19 protein-coding genes are annotated in these 19,935 nt (G+C 63.0%); 13 read left to right on the top strand and 6 right to left on the bottom strand.

Annotated features, from left to right (window positions below; all coding sequences use genetic code 11):
* Nucleotides 1–140: 140 nt before the first annotated feature.
* Nucleotides 141–1,091 carry an acyl-CoA desaturase gene (locus B5527_RS27045; protein ID WP_079604251.1) on the top strand — a complete coding sequence of 317 codons (951 nt, stop codon included), beginning with the start codon at nt 141–143 and terminating at the stop codon, nt 1,089–1,091.
* 121 nt (nt 1,092–1,212) lie between these two features.
* A complete protein-coding gene (locus B5527_RS27040) occupies nt 1,213–2,652 on the top strand; it encodes an MFS transporter (RefSeq protein ID WP_079604250.1) in 1,440 nt (479 codons plus the stop codon).
* 10 nt (nt 2,653–2,662) lie between these two features.
* Here B5527_RS27040 and B5527_RS27035 read toward each other — a convergent pair whose 3' ends face one another.
* Nucleotides 2,663–3,097 carry a hypothetical protein gene (locus B5527_RS27035; protein WP_079604249.1) on the bottom strand — a complete coding sequence of 145 codons (435 nt, stop codon included), beginning with the start codon at nt 3,095–3,097 and terminating at the stop codon, nt 2,663–2,665.
* 83 nt (nt 3,098–3,180) lie between these two features.
* On the opposite strand from B5527_RS27035, the gene B5527_RS27030 reads away from it, so the two are divergent.
* Both B5527_RS27030 and B5527_RS27025 read left to right on the top strand, forming a co-directional pair.
* Nucleotides 3,181–3,615, top strand: coding sequence for a DUF1772 domain-containing protein (locus B5527_RS27030; protein WP_079607536.1), 435 nt, complete (start codon nt 3,181–3,183; stop codon nt 3,613–3,615).
* A gap of 51 nt (nt 3,616–3,666) precedes the next feature.
* Nucleotides 3,667–4,263 carry a hypothetical protein gene (locus B5527_RS27025; RefSeq protein WP_245332263.1) on the top strand — a complete coding sequence of 199 codons (597 nt, stop codon included), beginning with the start codon at nt 3,667–3,669 and terminating at the stop codon, nt 4,261–4,263.
* Between the two features lie 48 nt (nt 4,264–4,311).
* On the opposite strand, the gene B5527_RS27020 is transcribed toward B5527_RS27025, so the two are convergent.
* From B5527_RS27020 to B5527_RS27010, 3 genes are read right to left on the bottom strand one after another with little or no spacing between them, the layout of a single operon-like run.
* Entirely contained in the window at nt 4,312–4,776 is a 465-nt protein-coding gene (locus B5527_RS27020; protein WP_079604248.1) for a hypothetical protein, read from the bottom strand.
* Between the two features lie 22 nt (nt 4,777–4,798).
* Nucleotides 4,799–5,224 (bottom strand): universal stress protein, encoded by a 426-nt coding sequence (locus B5527_RS27015; protein ID WP_079607534.1) that lies wholly within the window; start codon nt 5,222–5,224, stop codon nt 4,799–4,801.
* 47 nt (nt 5,225–5,271) lie between these two features.
* Nucleotides 5,272–5,814: a SixA phosphatase family protein gene (locus tag B5527_RS27010; RefSeq protein ID WP_079604247.1), complete on the bottom strand. Its 543-nt coding sequence runs from the start codon at nt 5,812–5,814 to the stop codon at nt 5,272–5,274.
* A gap of 97 nt (nt 5,815–5,911) precedes the next feature.
* Between B5527_RS27010 and B5527_RS27005 the strand changes: the two genes are divergently transcribed.
* The 5 genes from B5527_RS27005 (at nt 5,912) to B5527_RS26985 (ending at nt 13,925) form a co-directional block, all read left to right on the top strand.
* Complete coding sequence (locus tag B5527_RS27005) at nt 5,912–7,420, top strand: NAD(P)/FAD-dependent oxidoreductase (protein ID WP_079604246.1); 1,509 nt, start codon at nt 5,912–5,914, stop codon at nt 7,418–7,420.
* Between the two features lie 65 nt (nt 7,421–7,485).
* Nucleotides 7,486–7,986 carry a peptide-methionine (R)-S-oxide reductase MsrB gene (gene msrB / locus B5527_RS27000; RefSeq protein ID WP_079604245.1) on the top strand — a complete coding sequence of 167 codons (501 nt, stop codon included), beginning with the start codon at nt 7,486–7,488 and terminating at the stop codon, nt 7,984–7,986.
* Nucleotides 7,987–8,238: 252 nt separating this feature from the next.
* The gene (locus tag B5527_RS26995) at nt 8,239–10,083 is read left to right on the top strand and encodes a flagellar hook-basal body complex protein (RefSeq protein ID WP_079604244.1); all 1,845 of its coding nucleotides are present in this window, start codon (nt 8,239–8,241) and stop codon (nt 10,081–10,083) included.
* 49 nt (nt 10,084–10,132) lie between these two features.
* On the top strand, nt 10,133–12,016 hold the full coding sequence (flgK, locus tag B5527_RS26990; protein ID WP_079604243.1) for a flagellar hook-associated protein FlgK: 1,884 nt from the start codon (nt 10,133–10,135) through the stop codon (nt 12,014–12,016).
* 10 nt (nt 12,017–12,026) lie between these two features.
* On the top strand, nt 12,027–13,925 hold the full coding sequence (locus B5527_RS26985; RefSeq protein WP_079604242.1) for a flagellar protein: 1,899 nt from the start codon (nt 12,027–12,029) through the stop codon (nt 13,923–13,925).
* A 169-nt stretch (nt 13,926–14,094) separates the two neighbouring features.
* On the opposite strand, the gene B5527_RS45490 is transcribed toward B5527_RS26985, so the two are convergent.
* A complete protein-coding gene (locus B5527_RS45490) occupies nt 14,095–14,283 on the bottom strand; it encodes a hypothetical protein (protein WP_172842676.1) in 189 nt (62 codons plus the stop codon).
* Here B5527_RS45490 and B5527_RS26980 point away from each other — a divergent pair.
* The 4 genes from B5527_RS26980 (at nt 14,242) to B5527_RS26965 (ending at nt 19,333) form a co-directional block, all read left to right on the top strand.
* Complete coding sequence (locus tag B5527_RS26980) at nt 14,242–15,705, top strand: tetratricopeptide repeat protein (RefSeq protein ID WP_425305107.1); 1,464 nt, start codon at nt 14,242–14,244, stop codon at nt 15,703–15,705. The two genes, B5527_RS45490 and B5527_RS26980, sit on opposite strands and share 42 nt — an antisense overlap.
* 60 nt (nt 15,706–15,765) lie before the next feature.
* On the top strand, nt 15,766–16,545 hold the full coding sequence (locus B5527_RS26975; RefSeq protein WP_079607533.1) for a hypothetical protein: 780 nt from the start codon (nt 15,766–15,768) through the stop codon (nt 16,543–16,545).
* An 83-nt stretch (nt 16,546–16,628) separates the two neighbouring features.
* Nucleotides 16,629–17,819, top strand: a complete 1,191-nt coding sequence (locus B5527_RS26970) for an ATP-grasp domain-containing protein (protein WP_079607532.1) — start codon at nt 16,629–16,631, stop codon at nt 17,817–17,819.
* Nucleotides 17,816–19,333, top strand: coding sequence for a pyridoxal phosphate-dependent decarboxylase family protein (locus B5527_RS26965; protein ID WP_245332262.1), 1,518 nt, complete (start codon nt 17,816–17,818; stop codon nt 19,331–19,333). Before B5527_RS26970 ends, B5527_RS26965 begins: the two co-directional genes overlap by 4 nt.
* A gap of 15 nt (nt 19,334–19,348) precedes the next feature.
* On the opposite strand, the gene flbT is transcribed toward B5527_RS26965, so the two are convergent.
* Nucleotides 19,349–19,783: a flagellar biosynthesis repressor FlbT gene (flbT, locus tag B5527_RS26960; RefSeq protein WP_079604240.1), complete on the bottom strand. Its 435-nt coding sequence runs from the start codon at nt 19,781–19,783 to the stop codon at nt 19,349–19,351.
* Nucleotides 19,784–19,935: the final 152 nt, after the last annotated feature.

Below are 19,935 nucleotides of genomic sequence, written 5' to 3'. Positions count from 1 at the left end.
CCGCGCGACGTTTTGCGTCGGCGACCGCCGCGTCGCACATCCCAACAATTAATGTTGTCTTCGCCCGTCATACGCAAAATTAATGTGGGATAGGACGAACACCGTGTACAAGGCTCACTCATTGAGTGTTGGGAAGGTTGATGGAGGAAGTTGGCCGCGGCGACGCGGATGTGGTAACCTATCAAACGCAATCCCTCGCTCGTCCGATCGCTGCAAGTCACAGACGGATCAATTGGCGCTACGCGTTCGCGGTCGGAAGCTATCACGTGCTCGCATTATTGGCGTTTCAACGCTGGTTCTTTAGCTGGACCGGCGTCGCGCTGGCGATCACCGGGGTCTATGTGTTCGGCGCTGCCGGCATCAACCTGTGTTATCACCGGCTGCTCAGCCACCGCAGTTTCAGCTGTCCGCTTTGGCTCGAGCACACCTTCGCAATGATCGCGGTCTGCTGTGTCCAGGATACGCCTGCCCGGTGGGTGGCCACCCATCGCCTGCACCATCACCACGCCGACGACCGGGCCGACCCGCACAGCCCGCTGGTCAGTTTGTTCTGGTCGTATATCGGCTGGCTGTTTATCGAGAATTCCGACGTTAATAACCGCGCGGTGGCGTATGACCGCTATGCGCGCGATATCGTTCGCGACAAATTCTATCGCTGGATCGAGCGCGCGGTGGTGTGGATCACCCTTGCTCAATCGCTGGTCTATTTTGCCGCCGGCGTTTTGATCAGGATATCGCTGGGAGGGACCATCAGCGAGGCGCTGCAGTTCGGCGCCAGCGTATGGCTCTGGGGCGTCATTATCAGAACCGTCCTGGTCTGGCATGTCACCTGGTGCGGAAATTCCTTTCCGCATCTGTTCGGCTACCGCAATTACGAGACCAACGACAACAGCCGCAACAACGCATGGGTGGCGATCATTACCAGTGGAGAAGGGTGGCACAACAACCACCACGCCGATCCGAACTCCGCCTCGAACCAGCGGCACCGGTGGGAAATCGATCTGACCTATCTGTTGCTGCGGTTGCTGGTTCTGCTCGGCCTCGCATGGAATGTTCAGTTGCCGAAACGCGCCATTCCGCCGGGCGCCTGACGCCGGGCGGGCCTGCGCCCTTCGCGGCGAAGGCTGACAACGATAGTTCGACCGCGGCCGAAGCGTTCAGCCTGAACAGAAACATTTTTTCCGGCGTTGGTTCCTCGAATTGAGGTGACCCATGCGCAATACTTCCCTGAAGTTCCAAACTGTTCCGGCGGCCGGGCCGAATTTTCATCCAGAGAAGTCGGCCGGTTCGAATCTCCCGACGTCGCTGACGCTTGCAGCCATGAGCCTCGGCTACGGCGTGGTGCAGCTCGACGTCACCATCGTCAATACCGCTCTCAATGCCATCGGCACCTCGCTGGGTGGCGGGGTCGCGGAGCTGCAATGGGTTGTCAGCGCCTATACGATCGCGTTTGCCGCTTTCATTCTCACGGCGGGCGCGCTGGGCGATCGCATCGGTGCGAAGCAGGTTTTCATGGCCGGTTTCGCCATTTTCACCGCGGCATCGGTCGCCTGTGCGCTGGCATCCAATGCGGCCATCCTGATCGCGGCAAGAAGCATGCAGGGGCTTGGCGCGGCGATCCTGGTTCCCAACTCGCTGGCCTTGCTCAGCCACGCTTATCCCGACGAGAAGCAGCGTGGCCGCGCGGTGGGAATCTGGGCGGCGGGCGCCAGCTTCGCGCTGATCTCCGGGCCGCTGCTTGGCGGCGCCCTCATCGCGCTGGTCGGCTGGCGCTCGATCTTTCTCGTCAACCTGCCGATCGGTCTCGCCGGCCTGTGGCTGAGCTGGCGCTATGCCAGCGAGACCACGCGGTCACCGCAGCGGGAAATCGACTTGCCGGGCCAGGTCGCGGCGATCGCGGCTCTCGGCTGTCTCGCCGGTGCGATCATCGAAGGCGGCACGCTCGGCTGGCGCCATCCGTTCGTAATTGCGGCCTTTGCTGCCTCCGCGGTGCTGGCGATGCTGTTCGTGTTGCGGGAGCGGCGCGCTCCGCAGCCGATGCTGCCGTTGTCGCTGTTCGGGCATCGGTTGTTCGCCCTGACGTCGCTGGTCGGTCTTCTCGTCAATGTTGCCTTCTACGGATTGATCTTCGTCTTCAGCCTGTATTTCCAGCACATCAACGGCCTGTCGCCGTTCGCGACCGGCCTTGCGTTTCTCCCGATGATGGGCGCGGTACTGCCGGTCAACCTCGTCGCCGCGCGTGTGGCCGAACGAATCGGCGCGCCGGCGACGATCGCGCTCGGCGCGGCACTGTCAGCGTTCGGGTGTCTGGCGCTGCTCGGAATCGAGCCCGGCACCAGCTACTGGGCCATCGGGGCGCAGCTCGCGATCATCGGTGGCGGTCTCGGCCTCTTGGTGCCGCCGCTCACCTCAACGCTGCTGGGAAGCGTCGAGAAGGCGCGCTCCGGCATCGCCGCCGGTGTGCTCAACGCGACCCGCCAGACCGGCAGCGTGCTGGGTGTCGCGCTGTTCGGCTCACTGGCCGGCCAGCCCGGCGCCTTCATGGCCGGCGCGCATGCGTCGCTGGTGATCTCCGCCTGCCTGCTGCTCGCCGCCGGCGCGGCGATCTGGCGCGGCGCTTCAACGCCAGAGGGCGGCACCGCCCGGCCCTAGCGGGGCGGGCTCAAGCCCTGCGCAGCGCAAAGTGCGCGCCGCAGAACGCCATCACGGCGCCGAGGCCCAGCGCCGCGAGACCCGCGAGCACGCCCGATATCGTCGGGATCGGGCTCGGCGCCGACGCCGCTTGCCCCGCGCCGACCAGCACGAGCACGCCGACCGCGATCAGGAACTGGCGCATCCGCTGCGGAATCTGTCCCGAGACCGCGCTATGCATCAGCGTCGCGGTGAAGTAGCCGCCGGAGAAGCCCACCATCGCGATCAGCCACCACGCCACGGCCGCGCCCGCGGGCATGAAGTCGCGGCTATCGGATCGCCACAGGCCGCCGAGGTCGAGCCCGAAGCTTACGCCGAGCATGTGCACGGCGAGTGCCAGCAGCACTCCAGAAATCATCGCGCCGGCGAGGATCAGGCGGCGCGGAAAATAGGTCGTTTCGGCCATGGCCCGGTTGTAAGATGAAGCCGGCGGCGCGCGCAAGCCGACACGGCGAATTCAATCGACGTTTTTCAAAAGAGGCCCGGGCCATGGCTTTCGGACATCTTGCATTGATCGCCGCGGCGATCTTCACCGGCGCGGCGCTTTACGTCAATGTCGCAGAGCAACCCGCGCGGCTGTTGCTGGACGATCGCGCGCTGCTTACCGAATGGAAGCCTTCCTACAAGCGCGGGGCCGCGATGCAAGCACCGCTCGCGCTGCTGGGCTGCCTCGTTGGATTGATCGCGTGGTGGCGGACCTCACATCCCGGATTTCTGATCGGTGCCGTTGCGATGATCGCGCCGTGGCCGTGGACGCTGATCGGTATCAAACCGACCAACGATGCGCTGCTGGCGACAGAGCCCGACAGAGCAGGGCCCCGAACGCGCGCGCTCGTCGTCAAATGGGGCGCACTCCACGGCGTGCGCACCGCCTTGGGCGCGCTCGCAACCGTTGCTTTTTTGTGGGCATGTATGCCGCGATAGGGCGGCTGCGGATTGCCGAACCCCCAAGTTTGGTCCAGTGAGATCACTCCATTGCCTGTGACGATCGATTTGCCGAATGCCGCTGGCCCGGGCGTCCGTTACGCCTACAAGGCGTCGCTGATCGGCTCTGCGCATCAGTTCGAATTGACCGACGGAGGCCTCTCGTGGCGCATCGGCGGCAAATCCGGGGCTTGGCCCTACGCGGATATCGCGGCGATCCGTCTGTCGTATCGCCCGGTGTCGATGCAGTCGCGCCGGTTTCGTGCCGACATCGAAAATGCCGATGGCGGGCGTCTCGCCGTTCTTTCCACGAGCTGGCAGACCGCGGCCCTGATGGCGCCGCAGGACCAGGACTATCGCGCCTTCATCATGCAATTGCATGCGCGCATGCAACAAGCCGGAAGCAACGCGGCACTGGTCGGCGGCCTGGGGCCGCGGGTCTATGCCGCCGCGATCGCCTTCCTGACGCTGGTCGCGGTCGCGATATCCGGTCTTTTGGTTCGCGCGCTCGCCACCGGAGAATGGGCGGGCGGGTTGTTCCTCGTGGGATTTGCCGCTTTATTCGGGTGGCAGATCGGCGGCTTCGTCGGGCGCAACAGGCCGCGGACCTACACGTTCGATCATTTGCCGGAGGCGTTGCTGCCTTGATCCTCGGTCCTGGGTTGTGCGGCTAAGTTGCGGTTTACCGGGGCACATTCACGCGGCCGCGAGCACGCCCCATGCGACCCCGGCGTCCAGGCCATCGTCGGATCGATCGGAAATGCGGGGTTTTGCTCTTCGCACAGGGCTGCGCCGCTCACGCAGCCGGTTGATCCGCGACACCGGCTGACTGATGGCGGCTGTCGCTACGCGCAGCACAAACCGGGCAAGCCGCGCCGCGATGCGCAGCATTTGCTGGAATACTTCCCTTCCGGCCGCGAGCCGGATGATGACCACGATCTCGAGATACATCAGCGCGTCGCCGGCAAACAGGATCGCCAGATCGATCGGAAAAGTCTGCGCAAACGCCATCGCCAGCATCGCGATCGCCACAAATTCCACGACGCGGCGGAGCGTCAAGCGGCCGAGAAAGTCAGCGAACTGCACGACCAACACTTCCCAAAGCGCGTCACCGAAGGCCAATGGGATTTCGTAGCTCCACTTCCGCCACCAGTTCTTCACGGGATCAGCTCCGTTCAATCCGTCAATGCCGCACCACCAGCACCGAGCATTTGGCGTAGCGCACCACATGGCCGGCGTTCGAGCCGAGAAAATAGGTCCGCATCGCCGGCCGGTGCGATGTCATGACGATCAGGTCGGCCTTGATCGCCGCAGCTTCTTCGAGAATCTCGTGATAGATGCCGCCCTGCCGCACCACGCTGGAAATACGCGACGCCTCGATGCCGGATTCCTGCGCCACGATGGCGAGCGCCTCCTCGGAACTCTGGCGCTGCTGGGTGTCGAAATCGGCCGGCACATATTCCGCCAGCATCACCGGCGTCATCTGCAACACGTTGAGAAGGCGCACCGTGCCGCCCCAGGTCTGCGACAGCGTCGCCGCGGTCGCAATCGCCGGTTTCGCCAGATCGGTATCGGAGAGATCGAGCGGGACGAGAATGGATTTGAACATCTGCGCCTCCGGTTCCGTGATCACCTTAGCATAGATCGAGGTCTGCCTCAGTCGCCTGACGTTTGCTTCAACAGCTTGGGGCTGACAAACAGCACCAGCCGCCCGCGACGGAATGCCACGTCGGCCCAGTCGCCGATCTCAAAGTCGAATACGGCAAGACCCGATGTCGGCAAATTGTCGGCGAGCCTCTTGCGTCCGGCGGCGTCGCCGCTGCCGGCAAGCGCGAGCGCCAGTTCGTGCATTCCGGGATTATGCCCGACCAGCATCAGCCGCCGCGGATCGGCGGCAGATGCCTCGCGTATGGTTTGCAGCAGATGGGAAGGGTCGGCGCCATAGAGTTCCGGCAGAAGCTCGACCTGTGGCCGCGGGACCCGGTCTTTCATCGCCTCCCAAGCGATTTCCCAGGTCTGGCGCGCCCGGATCGCGTGCGAAACCAGCACGGAATCGGGAAAAGGCGGGTGGCGGCCGATCCAGCCGCCGATCTCGGCGGCGTCGCTTCGGCCGCGGTCGTCGAGTCGGCGGTCCTGATCGCGGCCTGACGGCGCGTGGCTCTCGGTCTTGGCGTGACGCAGCAGCATCAAACGGCGCATGGGCGCAATCTCGATTGGTTTCAAGCCTGCAGATTAATGTACAAGGCGCCCTGCCAGACAAGGTGACAAGGGCCGGATCGGTCCGTAAGAAAACGCTATGAGCGAGATTTCTACAAGCGCAGCCATCGGACCCGACGCCCCGGCGATACCGGAGCGCTCGCGGCTTTCGTTCGATCTGGATGTGGATATCTGTGTCGTCGGCGCCGGGCTCGCCGGCCTCACGGTGGCGCTGGAGGCGGCGCGGCTCGGAGCCAGCGTCGCCGTTCTCGAAGGCCGGCATGTCGGCTGGAACGCGTCCGGCCATCAGCTCGGCACGGTCATGCCGGGCTACGGTCTTCCGATTGGCGACCTGATCGCGCGCATCGGCTTCGAAGACACCCGCGAACTCTGGTCGCTGTCGAAGCAAGGCGCCGATTTTGTCCGGGCCACCGCGTCGGAACAATTGATTCCCGGCATTGCGCTGAGCGAGGGGGCGCTGGAAGTCTCCAACGTCGATGTCGGCGATCAGCTCATCAGCCGGCTGCAAATGCTCGGCGAGGATTTCGGGACCGAAGTGGAGGGGTGGCAGGTCGACCGCGTGCGCGCCGAGCTCAAGACCGAGCGTTACTTCCACGGCGTTTACTATCCCAAGGCGTTTCAGATCGACGGCCGCAAATACGTCCACGGCCTTGCGGCGCTGGCGCGACGGGCCGGCGCACGGATCTTCGAGGACACCCCGGTGGTCAGCATCGATGCTTCCGGCATTCGCAAGCGCATCGTCACGCCGACGGCGCGTTTGCGTGCCTCGCACATCGTGCTCGCCGGCAATATCCATCTCGGCGCGCCGTTGCGGCGGCTGTCGGAAACGCTGCTGCCGGTTTGGCGTTACGCCGCCGTGACCGCGCCGCTCGGCGAGCGCCTGGCCGATGCCGTCGCCTTTCGGGGATCGGTGACCGACACCGATGGCATCGACCATTTCCGGATTGTGGATGGCGACCGCCTGATGTGGGCAAGTCCGGAAACCACCTGGGCGGCGCGGCCGGAGCGTTTTGCGCCCGCCATTGCGCGCCGAATCCGCACGATTTTTCCCCAGTTGGGAAGGCCTGAGATTGCCGAGGTTTGGGGTGGCGTCGTCGGACAGACCGTGCACGGCATGCCGCAGATCGGCCAGTTGCGTCGCGGGCTGTGGGTCGCGAGCGGCTTTGGCCGTCAGGGTTTGAACACGTCGGCGATGGCCGGGCAGCTGATTGCACGCAGCATCCTGTGGGGCGACGAGCGCTGGCGGCTGTTTTCTCCGTTCGAGCTGGTCTGGGCCGGGGGCCCGACCGGCCGCGCCGCGGGGTATGTCATCGGGATGTGGGCGCGCGGAAGTTCCGCCGCCGCCGGTGCGCTGGCCCGTTACCGGGAAAGAGCGCGGATCCGCGAGCGGGTTCGCGAAGCGCGTCTGGCCGAGGCCAACCGCCAGGCTGGAACCAGGCCGCCGCGGCGGCCGCCGCCGGGTCGACCTTTGCCACCGGGCCGCCCGCGTCCTCAGCGCCCCCCTCCGCCTGCTGCGACAGAGCAGGGCGATGGCGATGGTGGGGGCGTCTCGCAAGAAAGTGAGAAATTTCCACCGCATTCGGTGTAACTTACCCTCTTGCGCCCCGTATTTGAGAGCGAACCATTCGGATTTCGCTTCGCACGGAGACCACCATGATTGACCGTCGCATCCTGCTCGCATCCGTTGCCAGCCTGCTTGGCCTGGCCGCCTTCCGGTGGCTGCGAGCCTCCCCGGCCCAGGCCGCGGAGAAATTCGAGGTCGAAAAGACCGACGCGGAGTGGCGCGCACAGCTGACGCCGGAGCAATATGAAATCCTGCGCAAGGAAGGCACCGAGCGCCCGGGATCGAGCCCGCTGCTCAAGGAGCATCGCAAGGGCATCTTCGCCTGCGCCGGCTGTGACCTGCCGCTGTTCTCCTCGGAGACGAAATATGAAAGCGGCACCGGCTGGCCGAGTTTTTATCAGCCGCTCGAGAACGCCGTCGGCAAGACCGAAGACCGCACCTTTGGGATGGTGCGGACCGAAATCCACTGCCGCCGTTGCGGCGGTCATCTCGGTCACGTCTTCGACGATGGGCCGAAGCCGACCGGGCTCCGCTACTGCATGGACGGCTTCGCACTGGTGTTTCATCCGGCCGCGCCGTCGGCGACCTGAGCGCGTTTAGCTTTGCTTTGACGCGTTTTCTTTACGCGAACCGGAATCCACTTCGCGCGAAAAACGCTATATAGGCCCGGCAATTGTTGCCCGCCCGGCAATTGTGCCCCGGTCTTCGGACCGGGGCATTTCTATTCAAGTGTTTGATATCATGCGTTTTCTATTTTGGCATAGCGCTTGCGATGTCTCCTTCGATGACGGCCATGGCACGGCAATGCCGGCTGGCCGCCCGGCTCGAATGGAGACAATGTTATGGGTATCTTCGATGCACTGACTACCGCGGTTGGCGGCCTGCAGGCTCAATCCTTCTCGCTGCAGAATATTTCCGGCAACATCGCGAATGCCTCGACCGTCGGCTACAAGGGCATCAATACCAGTTTCGAGGATCTCATTCCGGACGCAACCACGCCCAGCCGGCAGGTGTCAGGTGGCGTCACCGCCTACGCGCAAGCGACGATCTCGACGTCAGGCACCGTCTCCGCATCGACCGTCGCCACCAACATGGCGATCAACGGTGACGGCTTCTTCTCGGTGCAGGCCTCCACCGGCACGGTGGACAATCAGCCGGTCTTCAGCGGCATCACCGACTATACCCGCGCCGGCGATTTTCAGGTCAATGCCAACGGCAATCTCGTCAACGGCGCGGGATATTATCTGATGGGTGTCACGGTCGATTCCAAGACCGGAAACCCAACCGGCAACGTTCCGCAGGTGCTTCAATTCCAGAATAACTTCGTTCCCGCGCAGGCCACCAGCTCCATTCAATATGCCGCGAACCTTCCGACGGTGCCGGCGACCACGGCAAGCACGACCGCGGCCGCGGGCACCATCACCGGGTACGGAGGGTTGAACACCGCCGACTTCACCCAGAATCCCCTGGTGTTGGGCACGCCGGCGACGCCTTTTGGCGACAACGCAGTCACCGGCTCCGCTGCCCTGAACCAGGCTGCAACGCCGGGCCCGATCACAGCCGCAACGCTGCTGTCCGGGACGGCCCCAAGCAACTCGCTGACGTCCAGCTTTGTGGCCGGCAATACCATCACGGTGGACGGCCAGGTTATCAACTTCGTGAACACCGGCTCCACGGCCGGCACCACTGCCGTCGGCGTTACTCCTATCAACATCGACATCTCTGACACCGTCGGGACACTCCTCGGGAAGATCGCCGCGATCACCGGCGTTGCACCGACCATCAACGCAAGCACCGGCGCGATTACGCTGCATACCGGCACGGCGGCCAATCTTAGCGTCGCCAGTAACAACGCGTCGGCGTTCGGCGCGCTGGGCTTCCCGACCACCATGACGGCAGCACGCACCGGCGGCGGCGGCATCGGCACCGGCTTCGTAATTGGAAACGACCTCACGGCTTTTAACAATGAATCCATCAGCGGCGGCGCGGTGACGGGCTACAACGCGGCGGGAACGCCGGTCAACGTGCAGCTGCGCTGGGTCAAGAGCGACAGCGCCGCGCTCGGCAGCCCGCATCAGGACACCTGGAATCTTTTCTATCAGACCGATCCTACCGCAACCGGCACGCAGGTCGGCTGGGTCAACGTTGGTCAAAACTTTACGTTCAACTCCAATGGATCTCTGTCGAGTCCGTCGGGTACCGCCATCACCATCCCGGGAGTGACCGTGAGCGGTCAATCCCTCGGAAACGTTTCGTTCAACCTCGGCTCCAACGGTTTGACGCAATTTGCCAGCACCGGCGGCACCGCGACCATCAACACCATCCAGCAAAACGGTTATGCCGCCGGCCAGCTTCAGTCGGTTGCCATCAACAATAACGGCCTCGTGGTCGGCACGTTTTCCAACGGTCAAAACCTCGATCTTGCCTCGGTGACGCTGTCGCACTTCAACGGTACGAATTACCTGCAGGCGCTCAACGGCGAAGCCTATGCTCCGACCGAACAGTCGGGAGCGGCCATCGCCGGCGCCTCCGGAACCATCAGCGGTTCGTCGCTCGAAGGATCGAACACCGACATCGCCGACCAGTTCACCAAGCTGATCGTCACTCAGCAGGCCTACTCGGCAAACACCAAGGTAATCACCACGGCCAACGACATGGTTCAGAGTTTGCTGGCCGTGCTGCGCTGATCGGTGCCGGCAGTAATCGGTATGACGTAATTCAAGGCGGGCCATAAAGATGGGTTTGAGTTCAGCCCTCGCCACTGCGATGTCCGGTCTGCGCGCCAACCAGGCCGCGCTTTCGGTTGTGTCGGGCAATGTCGCGAACGCGCAGACGCCCGGCTACGTCACCCAAACCGTCAACCAGATCGAAACGGCCAGCGGCGGCGCGGGCTCGGGCGTCCAGGTCACCGGCGTCAGCCGCCAGCTCGATCTGTACGTCCAGAGCCAATTGCGCACCGAAACCTCCGGCGGCGCCTATGCCGACCAGATGTCGAATATTCTGGGCCAGCTGCAAAGCGTCTACGGGACGCCTGGAAGCAGCAATACCCTCGAAACGGCGCTGAGCAATTTCACGACGGCGCTGCAGGGGCTGTCGGCGAATTCGGGCACCCAATCCGCTCAGGTCTCGGCGTTGTCGGCGGCGCAATCACTGGCGCAGCAACTGAATACAACGTCGCAAGGCATCCAGTCGCTGCGCTCGAACGTGAACCAGGATATCGGTACCGCTGTGGGCCAGGCCAACACGGATCTGACCCAGATCGCGACGATCAATACCCAGCTGCAGGGATTGAGTCCAACCGATCCCGCCGCCGCGACGCTGATGGATCAACGAGATACCGCGATCAATCAGCTGTCGACATTGATGGATGTGCGGGTCGTTACCGACGCTTCCAACCAGACCAGCGTGTTCACGAATTCCGGGATTCAGCTGGTAGCCGCCGGGCAGGCCTCCCAGATGGCGTTCAGCTCGCCGGGCGCGCTGACCGCCAACTCGCTGTACAATACCGATCCGAGCAAATCCGGCGTTGGTTCGCTCACGATCCAACTTCCGAATGGCGCTTCCTTTGACATGGTCGCGAACAATACGATCACTTCGGGGCAGATCGCCGCCGATCTGACACTGCGCGACCAGACTCTGGTCCAGGCGCAGACGCAGGTCGATCAGCTTGCGGCGTCGATGTCGAGCGCGCTGTCGGACCAGACCACCGCGGGTACTGCCGCCCCCGCCACGCTGGCGCCGAAGGCCGGATTCGATCTCAATCTGTCGAACATGCAGCCCGGCAATACGCTCAATTTCACCTATACCGACACTGCTACCGGCACCCAGCACAATGTCACGATCGTGGAGGTCAATGATCCGTCCGCGCTTCCGTTGTCGAATACCGGGGGCAATCCCAACAATCCGGTGATCGGCGTCAATTTCTCCGGCGGAATGGCATCCGTCGTCGCGCAAGTGACCGCGGCGCTCGGCAGCAGTTCCAATCTGCAATTCTCCAATCCCTCCGGCTCGACGCTGCGCGTGGTCGACAACGGCACCAATACGGCGACCGTCAACTCGGCCTCAGTCACGGCAACAGTTTCATCGCTTGCGGGCGGCAGCGCTCAGCTGCCATTGTTTACCGACGGCAGTTCGCTGTACACCGGCGCGATCACCGGCAGCGGCTCGCAAATGACCGGGCTTGCAGGGCGCATCCAGGTCAATCCGGCGCTGCTCAGCAATCCATCGAACATGACGGTGTACAGCACCTCGCCGGCGACACAGCCCGGCGACGCCACGCGTTCGAACTTTCTCTATACGCAGCTGACCTCGGGGACGTCCACCTATTCCCCGCAAACGGGACTCGGTTCGAGCGCGGCGCCGTTCACGGGGACGCTCACCGGCTACATGCAGCAATTTATCAGCCTGCAAGCCAATGCGGCCACGTCGGCGACGCAATTGCAGCAGGGCCAGGACGTTGTTGTCAACACGTTGCAGCAGAAATTCAATTCCACTGCCGGCGTCAGTATCGACACCGAAATGTCGAACCTGATCGCGCTCCAGAACGCCTACGCCGCCAATGCTCACGTGATGTCGGTCGTTCAAAGCATGATGAATACCCTGCTGCAGGCTCAATTGTAAGGCGATCCCGATGGCCATCAATAGCGTAAGTTATGCCAGCTCTGCCCTCGGACAGGCGGTGCTGAACATCAACAACCAGCTCACCAACCTGTCGACGCAGCTCGCCACCGGAGAGAAGTCGACCACCTATGCCGGCATGGGCGTCAACGAGGGATTCGCCATCGCGGCGCGGTCGCAACTGGCCAGCATTTCCGCATTCACCGACACGATGACCAACATCACGACCAACATCGGCGTTGCCAACACCGCGCTGCAGGCCCTGGTCAACATTGGAACCACGGTTCAAACGAGCGCGAACAGCGCATCGCAAACTCTCGGCAGCAACGGTCAGACCATCGGTCAGCAAACCGCCATGTCCCAGCTGTCTTCGATGCTGGGCATTCTCAATACCCAATCGGGCGACCGCTATCTGTTTTCGGGCAGCGCCATCAATACGCCGTCGGTGGCCTCGCTCGACACCATCCTCAATGGAACCAGCTCGCAGGCCGGATTGAAGCAGGTGACCGCCGAACGCCTGCAGGCCGATCTCGGTACCGGAACGCCGCCGACCGGGCGATTGGTTATTTCGACGCCACCGTCGACGCCGACCGCGGTGAACGTCGCCGAAGACGTCGCAGGCTCGCCGTTCGGTCTGAAGCTCAATTCGGTGTCGTCGACATTGACGGGCGCGACCGTCAGTGGCCCCGCCGGCTCGCCAGCGGCCATTTCGGTCGACCTTGGCGCCACCAATCCGAACCCGGGTGATCAGGTCAGCTTCACGTTCAATCTGCCCGACGGCACCACCCAATCGATTCAATTGACGGCCTCAAGCGCAAATCCGCCGCCGGCCGGAAGCTTCGCCATCGGCGCCAACTCGACGGCAACCGCCGCCAACCTGAACGCGGCGCTGACCACCGCGATCGGAACGGTGGCCAATACGTCGCTGGTGGCCGCGTCGGCGGTTGAGGCCGGAAATGATTTCTTCGGTTCAGACGGCGCAGCCACGGGAGCCGTGGTCAACAACCACGCTACTCCGCCCGCTCCGGTCACCGGCGCGACGGCGTTGTCCGGCGTCTCGGGCACGAACTCGCTGGCCAGCAGTTTTGCGGCTGGCGACACCATCACCGTCAACGGCACGCCCATCACTTTCGTCGCCTCCGGCGCGACCGGCAACGAGCTCAACGTCACCGACAGCGTCCAGACGTTGTTGACAAAAATCGACTCCATCAGCGGCACCACGACCCCGTCGACCATCAGCGGCGGCGTGGTCACGCTGCAGTCCAACGACGGCGCGCCCCTGACGGTCAGCAGTTCGAACTCCGCCGCGTTCGCGGCGCTCGGTTTCAGCGGCGGCACCGCGACGGCGACCCTGCCGCCGCTGCGGGTCAGCGGCTCCCCGCTGGGGTCTGCGACGTCGCTGGTCAGCGGCACGCCGGCGAACACGGTGTCCTGGTACACCGGCAATCCGGGACCGACCAGTTCGGCGCGCGCATCGTCGACCGCCCTGGTCGATCAGTCGGTGACCGTGCAATACGGGATACAGGCTGACGAACCGGCGATTCGTTCGCAGGTTCAAGCGCTGGCCGTTTATGCCGCGTTCACGGCCTCGCCGACAGGAACGAATTCGGCCGCGCAAATCTCGGCACTGAGCAGTCGGATAACACAAAATCTGACGCCGCAGCCGGGGCAGCAAACCATCCAGGATATTCAGACGGACATGGCAACCGCGCAGACGACGATACAGGATGCCGGAGCCCGCCAGGCCCAGTCCCAATCGATGCTGCAAAACATCGTCAACACGACCGAAACCGTTTCTACCGATCAGGTGGCCAGTGAGATCCTGGCGCTTCAGAACAGCCTGCAGGCGTCCTACCAGACCACCTCGATGCTCTCGCAGCTCACTCTGACCAAATATCTACCGGTCGGCTAACGGATAGTCTGCTTCCGGGAGCGGAACGCCCGGAGAAAATGCTAACTTGGAAGGCATTGGCTGATTCGAAATCGATCTGGCAGCTCTCCCAGTCTGGTCGAGGCTTCGGCTGCTTTCGAGATGGTGTATCCCCGGGAAAGACTGCCCTTTGTCGGCGAAGCGGAAAAATTCATCCGGGCATATGCCGAACCTGTCCCGCTTGCAGCGGCAGGCTTTCAGCTCCTTTCAGCAAGGCGATCTCGACAAGACGGAACGGCTGTGCACGGGAATTCTGGAACACCGGCCCCGGGACTTCGATGCATTGCACTTGCTTGGAATGCTCAACTTCCAGCGCCATCGCATGGTCGAGGCGCTCCACTTCCTCTCGGAAGCACTCAGGATTAATTCCAGCTCCGCGGATGCGATGTCGAATCTCGGGCTGGCGCTTCACACCACCGGACGCTACGACGAGGCCATTGCAAGTTTCCGCAACGCATTGCACCTTGCGCCGGATCATCCGGAAATTCTCTACAATCTCGGCAATGCCTGTCTCGCACTTGGCCACGTCGCCGAGGCGCTTTCGAATTTCGATGACGTGCTTACGCGCAAGCCGGGCCACGTCGGGGCTCTCGTAAACAGGGGCAATGCGCTGCTGCGACAGAACCAGCCCGTTGAAGCGATGGCGAGCTACGACAAGGCGCTTGCGGCGATGCCGGGTCATCCGCAGATCCTGACCAATCGGGGTCACGCGCTTCGCCGGCTTGACAGGCCCGTCGAAGCGCTCGCTCACTTCGAGGCTGCGCTCGCGACCGCGCCGGAGTTTGCTGAAGCCCATTTCGAGGCCGCCATGACGCGGCTGACCATGGGCGATTTCGAGGCCGGCTGGAAGGAATATGAATGGCGCTGGAAGACGGGCGCATTTGTCCGACACCGTCGCCAGTTTCAGGCGCCGTTGTGGCTGGGAGACCAGCCCATCTCCGGGAAAACCATTCTGCTCCACGCCGAGCAGGGGTTTGGCGATACGATCCAGTTCATTCGCTATGCCTCGCTGCTTGCCGGCCGGGATGCGAAAGTCATCTGTGAGGTTCAGCCGGAGTTGCAGCCGCTGTTGTCGCAGCTCGAGGGCATTACCGTCGTTGCTTCCGGTGCACCGCTTCCGGCGTTCGACTTGCACTGTCCTCTGCTCAGCCTTCCCCTCGCATCGGGAACCCGGTTAGAGACGATCCCGGCGGCCATTCCATATCTGGCTGCGCCCGCGGAGCGTGTCGCCTATTGGCGAGATCGTTTGCCGGCGGGAAGCCCGCGCGCCGGATTTGTCTGGTCCGGTCAGCCGTCGCACAAAAACGACAGTAACCGGTCGATAGCATTGGCGCGTCTCGCCGCGTTGTTTGAGAATCCGCCGGTCCAGTGTTTCAGCCTGCAGAGCGATCTGCGCAGCGCGGACGGCGAAGTCCTGCGTGGCCTGCCGAACCTTGTCCACCTTGGCGACGGATTGCGTGATTTCGCCGATACCGCCGCCGTCATCTCGTTGTTCGATGTCGTGGTGTCGGTCGATACCGCCGTCGCGCATCTGGCGGCAGCGCTGGGCAAGCCAGTCCTGATCCTGCTTCCCTACGCGGCGGATTTTCGCTGGATGAGGAATCGCGGGGACAGCCCGTGGTACCCGACGGCGGAGTTGTTCCGGCAACCGGCCTTTGGCGACTGGGAAAGCGTTATTACGCGTGTCGGCGAGCGACTGCGGCAATTGACCAGCCCGCCGTCGCCAGGCGTGGCGAACCTGCCGGCGTTAGGATTTCGTTAACCACGTCTATTTACTGTTTGGTGAGAAGTGCAGGCGGCGTCCGCCGCTTCGGAGCCGTTCATGACCGACCAAATTCACCTTGTGGTGGCCACGCCCTGCTTCGGCGGTCAGGTCTCCAGCATCTACGCCAGCTCGATTTTTCAATTGCAGCGGACCATCCAATCGAAATCCAACATCGATCTCAAGGTTCTGATGCGGGATGGCGATGCGCTGATCACCCGTGCGCGCGCCAACCTGGTGACGATATTCCTCGACGATCCCACCGCGACACATTTCCTTTTTGTGGACGCGGATATAGGCTTTACGCCCGAGCAGGTATTCCGGCTGATCGAATGCGGCGCGGACATGGTTGCCGGTGTCTATCCGATCAAGCGCGTCAACTGGGACAAGGCGAAGCGGGTGCTGATGTCGGACCGGCCGCAAGTGGCGTCGGCCGCGCTCGATTACGTGCTGGAGATCGAGGATCCGGATCATGTCGTCGTCGTCAATGGATTTACCCGCGTGCGCTATGCCGGAACCGGTTTCCTGATGATCAGGCGTCACGTTCTCGAAAAGATGTGCGCGCATCCGGCCTATGCATCGCTGCAGTTCTTGCGCGAACATTCTCTCGATGCCCTCGCGGGAAGTCTCAACCGGTTTGCATTGTTCGAGTGCATGATCGATCCAAAAACCGGGACTTATCTCAGCGAGGATTTTGCCTTCTGCAAACGCTGGACCGATATCGGCGGCGAAATCTGGGCTGATATCGAGAGCCGCCTCGATCATGTCGGCCCGTCGGTTTTTCACGGCGATGTCTCGTCGCAATTTGCCGTACCCGTCAGCGCGGCGGACGCTGCCTGAATACTCGCCTTCGGAGCCCTTACATGCAGCCTGATTTCGATCGGATCGCAGTTACCGAACCACTCTGCGCTGATCGGATCGGCATGGCCAGACTTGCGAAAATGGCGTTCGACGGCAAGGATCTTCGCCCGATGTGGCGAAACCTGATAGCCAAACTGCTCGACGGTACCGCCGAGGCAGGCGAGGGGCTCGATCTGTCGCTGATCGCGCAACTATTGGGTGACAAGCAGGCGGGTCTTGCGATCCAGCATGAGGTGCTTGCGTCCCATCAACTGTTCCGTTCGCCCTGTCCGGTGAGGCGTCCCCGGCTGCGCGTTCTTGCGCTGGCGGCTGCGACCGACATGGGCAGCAATACGCCGATCGAGTTTTTGCTGGAGGATTCCGGGATCGAACTGATGACGCTGTATGTCATCCCGGAAGTCGAATTGCCCGTGCCGCTGCCCGAGCATGACATCGCTATCGTGATCGCCTCCGATTCGGAGGATTGCCGGGATGCGCTGCGCAAGATCGACGGTGCGGTGTCGCGCTGGCCGCGGCCGCTTCTGAATCCGCCGGAGCTCATTGGCAATATGGATCGCGACAAGCTGCATCGCCTGTTGGATGGAATCGACGGTCTCGAGATTCCGGCGACGATCGCTATCGCACGTGAGCAGATGGCCGACGTGTCGAGTTCGGTCCTCGCCCTCGCAGAGATCGCAGCCGAACTTGCCTTTCCTGTTATCGTCAGGCCGCGCGGATCGCATGCCGGGGCAGGTCTCGCCAAGCTCGACGACCGCGCCGCGCTGGCGCGCTATCTTGAGCAACGGCAGGAACAGGAATTCTTCATCTCGCGGTTTGTCGATTACTCCGGCGCTGACGGCCTGTTTCGCAAGTACCGTGTCGTGTTCGTCGATGGTCGGCCCTACGCCTGCCACATGGCGATCGCCGAACGCTGGGACATCTGGTATCTCAACGCGGGAATGTCGGACAGTGCGGCCAAGCGTCTCGAAGAAGAGACCTTCATGCGGACGTTCGACATCGGCTTCGCGCGCCGCCACCAGACCGCGCTGACCGGCCTGGCCGATCGCGTCGGCCTTGATTATTTTATCGTGGACTGTGCGGAAACAAAGAGCGGATCGCTGCTGATCTTTGAGGCGGACAATACCGCCATTGTTCACAACATGGACCCGCCAGACGTCTTTCCGTACAAGCCGCCGCAGATGCGCAAGATATTCGATGCGTTCGCCGACATGCTCGACATCCGCGCCCGACTGGGCCGGGAGCGCGCGGCGTGACCAGCGTACTGCGCGAAGCACCGCTGCAATCCGAATCCAGCGAGACGCTCGATCCGAAAAACTGGGACGACATTCGTGCCCAGGGTCATCGCATGCTCGATGACATGTTCGACTACGTCGCCAACATCAGGGATCGCCCGGTCTGGACACCGATACCGGATGACGCCCGCGCCCGGTTTCGTGCTGAGTTACCAAGCCAGCCATCCGATCTCGGCGATGTCTATCGGGAATTCACCGACTTCATCGCTCCCTATGCGACCGGCAACGTCCATCCGGGCTTCATGGGATGGGTGCATGGCGGCGGCACCGCCGTCGGCATGCTGGCGGAGATGCTGGCGGCCGGACTGAACGCCAATCTCGGCGGCCGTGATCACATGCCGATCGAGGTTGAACGTCAGATCGTCGAATGGACGCGCTCGATGTTCGGTTTTCCGAGCGGGGCGAGCGGGATTTTCGTCACCGGCACGTCGATGGCGAATTTGATGGCGGTGCTGGTGGCGCGAACGACGCTGCTGGGAGCGTCGGTCCGGCAGTCCGGCGTCGGCGACGAAGGCGCCTCACTGCGGGCCTATACCTCGACGGCGGCGCATGGCTGCATCGCCCAGGCTATGGATCTCGCCGGGTTCGGCAGCGATGCGTTGCGCTGCATCGAGGCGGATCGATCCCACCGCATCGACGTGGCGGCGTTGCGCGAGCGGATTGCATCGGACCGCAGCGCCGGCCTGAGGCCTTTCCTCGTCGTCGGGTCGGCCGGCACGGTCGATATCGGTGCCATCGATGATCTCCTGGAGCTGAGTTCGCTGTGCCGGGAAGAGGGGCTCTGGTTTCACGTCGACGGTGCCTATGGTGCGCTCGGGATTCTCTCGCCGGTACTCGCGCCGCGGCTCGCCGGACTGGAAAACGCGGATTCGATTGCCTTCGATTTTCACAAATGGGGGCAGGTCCCCTATGACGCCGGCTTCCTGATCGTTCGCGACGGCGACCGCCATCGCCAGACGTTTGCCGCGCCGGCGGCGTATCTGCGCCGCGAGACAAGAGGGCTTGCCGCGGGCTCGGCGTGGCCTTGCGATCTCGGGCCCGATCTGTCGCGCGGCTTCCGGGCGCTCAAGACATGGTTCACCTTGAAGACCTACGGAACCGAAAAGCTGGGGGCGGTCATCACGCGCAGCTGTGCGCTCGCCGGATATCTGGAAGCCCGAATTCTGGCCGAGCCGCGGCTTGAGCTATTGGCGCCGGTGCAGCTCAATATCGTCTGCTTCCGCTATCGCTCCGCCGATGCCGACGAGGTAAACCGCAATATTGTCGTCGACATTCAGGAGTCCGGGATCGCGGCGCCGTCGACGACTGTTCTCGACGGCCAGCTCGCGATACGCGCGGCGATCGTCAATCACCGCACCGACACCTGCGATATCGACGCCCTGATCTCCGCGGTGCTGGCGTTCGGCGCACAACGATCGTCTTCCGACGACGGCCTCGTGCTGGATGTCGAGCGGTCCCCGCCGCTCGCGATGTAAGCGATCCGCTTGGGCTCAGGCGGAACGCTGCTCTTCCATGCCGGCTTCGCGGTTGTTCCGGGCTTTGTTGTGATCCAGCAGGGTCTTTTCGTAGGCAACGAGTTTCCTGGCTTCCTTCAGGGCCCGATAGAGATCGCCACTCAGGATATTGTTGTTGATGCCCTCGATGATAGGCCACGCGCTCGGCGCGGCGGTGACGATATCGCGCACGAGATTGAAGTAGGTGCCGTGATTGACCTGGGGATCCGGCGAAATATACATCAACTGCACCGCCAGATAGACCAGCTTGGCCGGCGTATTGGCGGTTTCCGGGGTCAGGATGTCCTTTTCGCGCAGAATCGGAACCTTGTCGCCTTCGATCAATAGCCGGGCGCGCTGATCCGTATTGGTGATCACGCAGGCGCCGATGATGATCCGTTCGTTTGGCTTGAGCTCGACTTTCAGGGCCATGGCTGTTCTCCGTTGCCGCTTCTCACGCAAGCCGTCGCTACAGCGAATTCGGATGAGTGCCGGCTATGGTTTGCACACGATACGTGCTGATGCCTTATCGCCGATGCGCAATCCTTTCCTATCGCGGTTAACGCCGCGTAAACAGCACAGGG

The sequence above is a fragment of the Bradyrhizobium erythrophlei genome, assembly GCF_900129425.1.
Classification (GTDB): domain Bacteria; phylum Pseudomonadota; class Alphaproteobacteria; order Rhizobiales; family Xanthobacteraceae; genus Bradyrhizobium; species Bradyrhizobium erythrophlei_C.
This window is presented reverse-complemented; position numbering and strand designations above follow the sequence as displayed.

Coding starts and splice junctions, on each gene's coding strand:
- B5527_RS27045 (WP_079604251.1), top strand. CDS start 141: ATGGAGGAAGTTGGCCGCGGCGACGCGGATGTGGTAACCTATCAAACG.
- B5527_RS27040 (WP_079604250.1), top strand. CDS start 1,213: ATGCGCAATACTTCCCTGAAGTTCCAAACTGTTCCGGCGGCCGGGCCG.
- B5527_RS27035 (WP_079604249.1), bottom strand. CDS start 3,097: ATGGCCGAAACGACCTATTTTCCGCGCCGCCTGATCCTCGCCGGCGCG.
- B5527_RS27030 (WP_079607536.1), top strand. CDS start 3,181: ATGGCTTTCGGACATCTTGCATTGATCGCCGCGGCGATCTTCACCGGC.
- B5527_RS27015 (WP_079607534.1), bottom strand. CDS start 5,224: ATGTTCAAATCCATTCTCGTCCCGCTCGATCTCTCCGATACCGATCTG.
- B5527_RS27010 (WP_079604247.1), bottom strand. CDS start 5,814: ATGCGCCGTTTGATGCTGCTGCGTCACGCCAAGACCGAGAGCCACGCG.
- B5527_RS27005 (WP_079604246.1), top strand. CDS start 5,912: ATGAGCGAGATTTCTACAAGCGCAGCCATCGGACCCGACGCCCCGGCG.
- msrB (WP_079604245.1), top strand. CDS start 7,486: ATGATTGACCGTCGCATCCTGCTCGCATCCGTTGCCAGCCTGCTTGGC.
- B5527_RS26995 (WP_079604244.1), top strand. CDS start 8,239: ATGGGTATCTTCGATGCACTGACTACCGCGGTTGGCGGCCTGCAGGCT.
- flgK (WP_079604243.1), top strand. CDS start 10,133: ATGGGTTTGAGTTCAGCCCTCGCCACTGCGATGTCCGGTCTGCGCGCC.
- B5527_RS26985 (WP_079604242.1), top strand. CDS start 12,027: ATGGCCATCAATAGCGTAAGTTATGCCAGCTCTGCCCTCGGACAGGCG.
- B5527_RS26980 (WP_425305107.1), top strand. CDS start 14,242: ATGCTCAACTTCCAGCGCCATCGCATGGTCGAGGCGCTCCACTTCCTC.
- B5527_RS26975 (WP_079607533.1), top strand. CDS start 15,766: ATGACCGACCAAATTCACCTTGTGGTGGCCACGCCCTGCTTCGGCGGT.
- B5527_RS26970 (WP_079607532.1), top strand. CDS start 16,629: ATGGCCAGACTTGCGAAAATGGCGTTCGACGGCAAGGATCTTCGCCCG.
- flbT (WP_079604240.1), bottom strand. CDS start 19,783: ATGGCCCTGAAAGTCGAGCTCAAGCCAAACGAACGGATCATCATCGGC.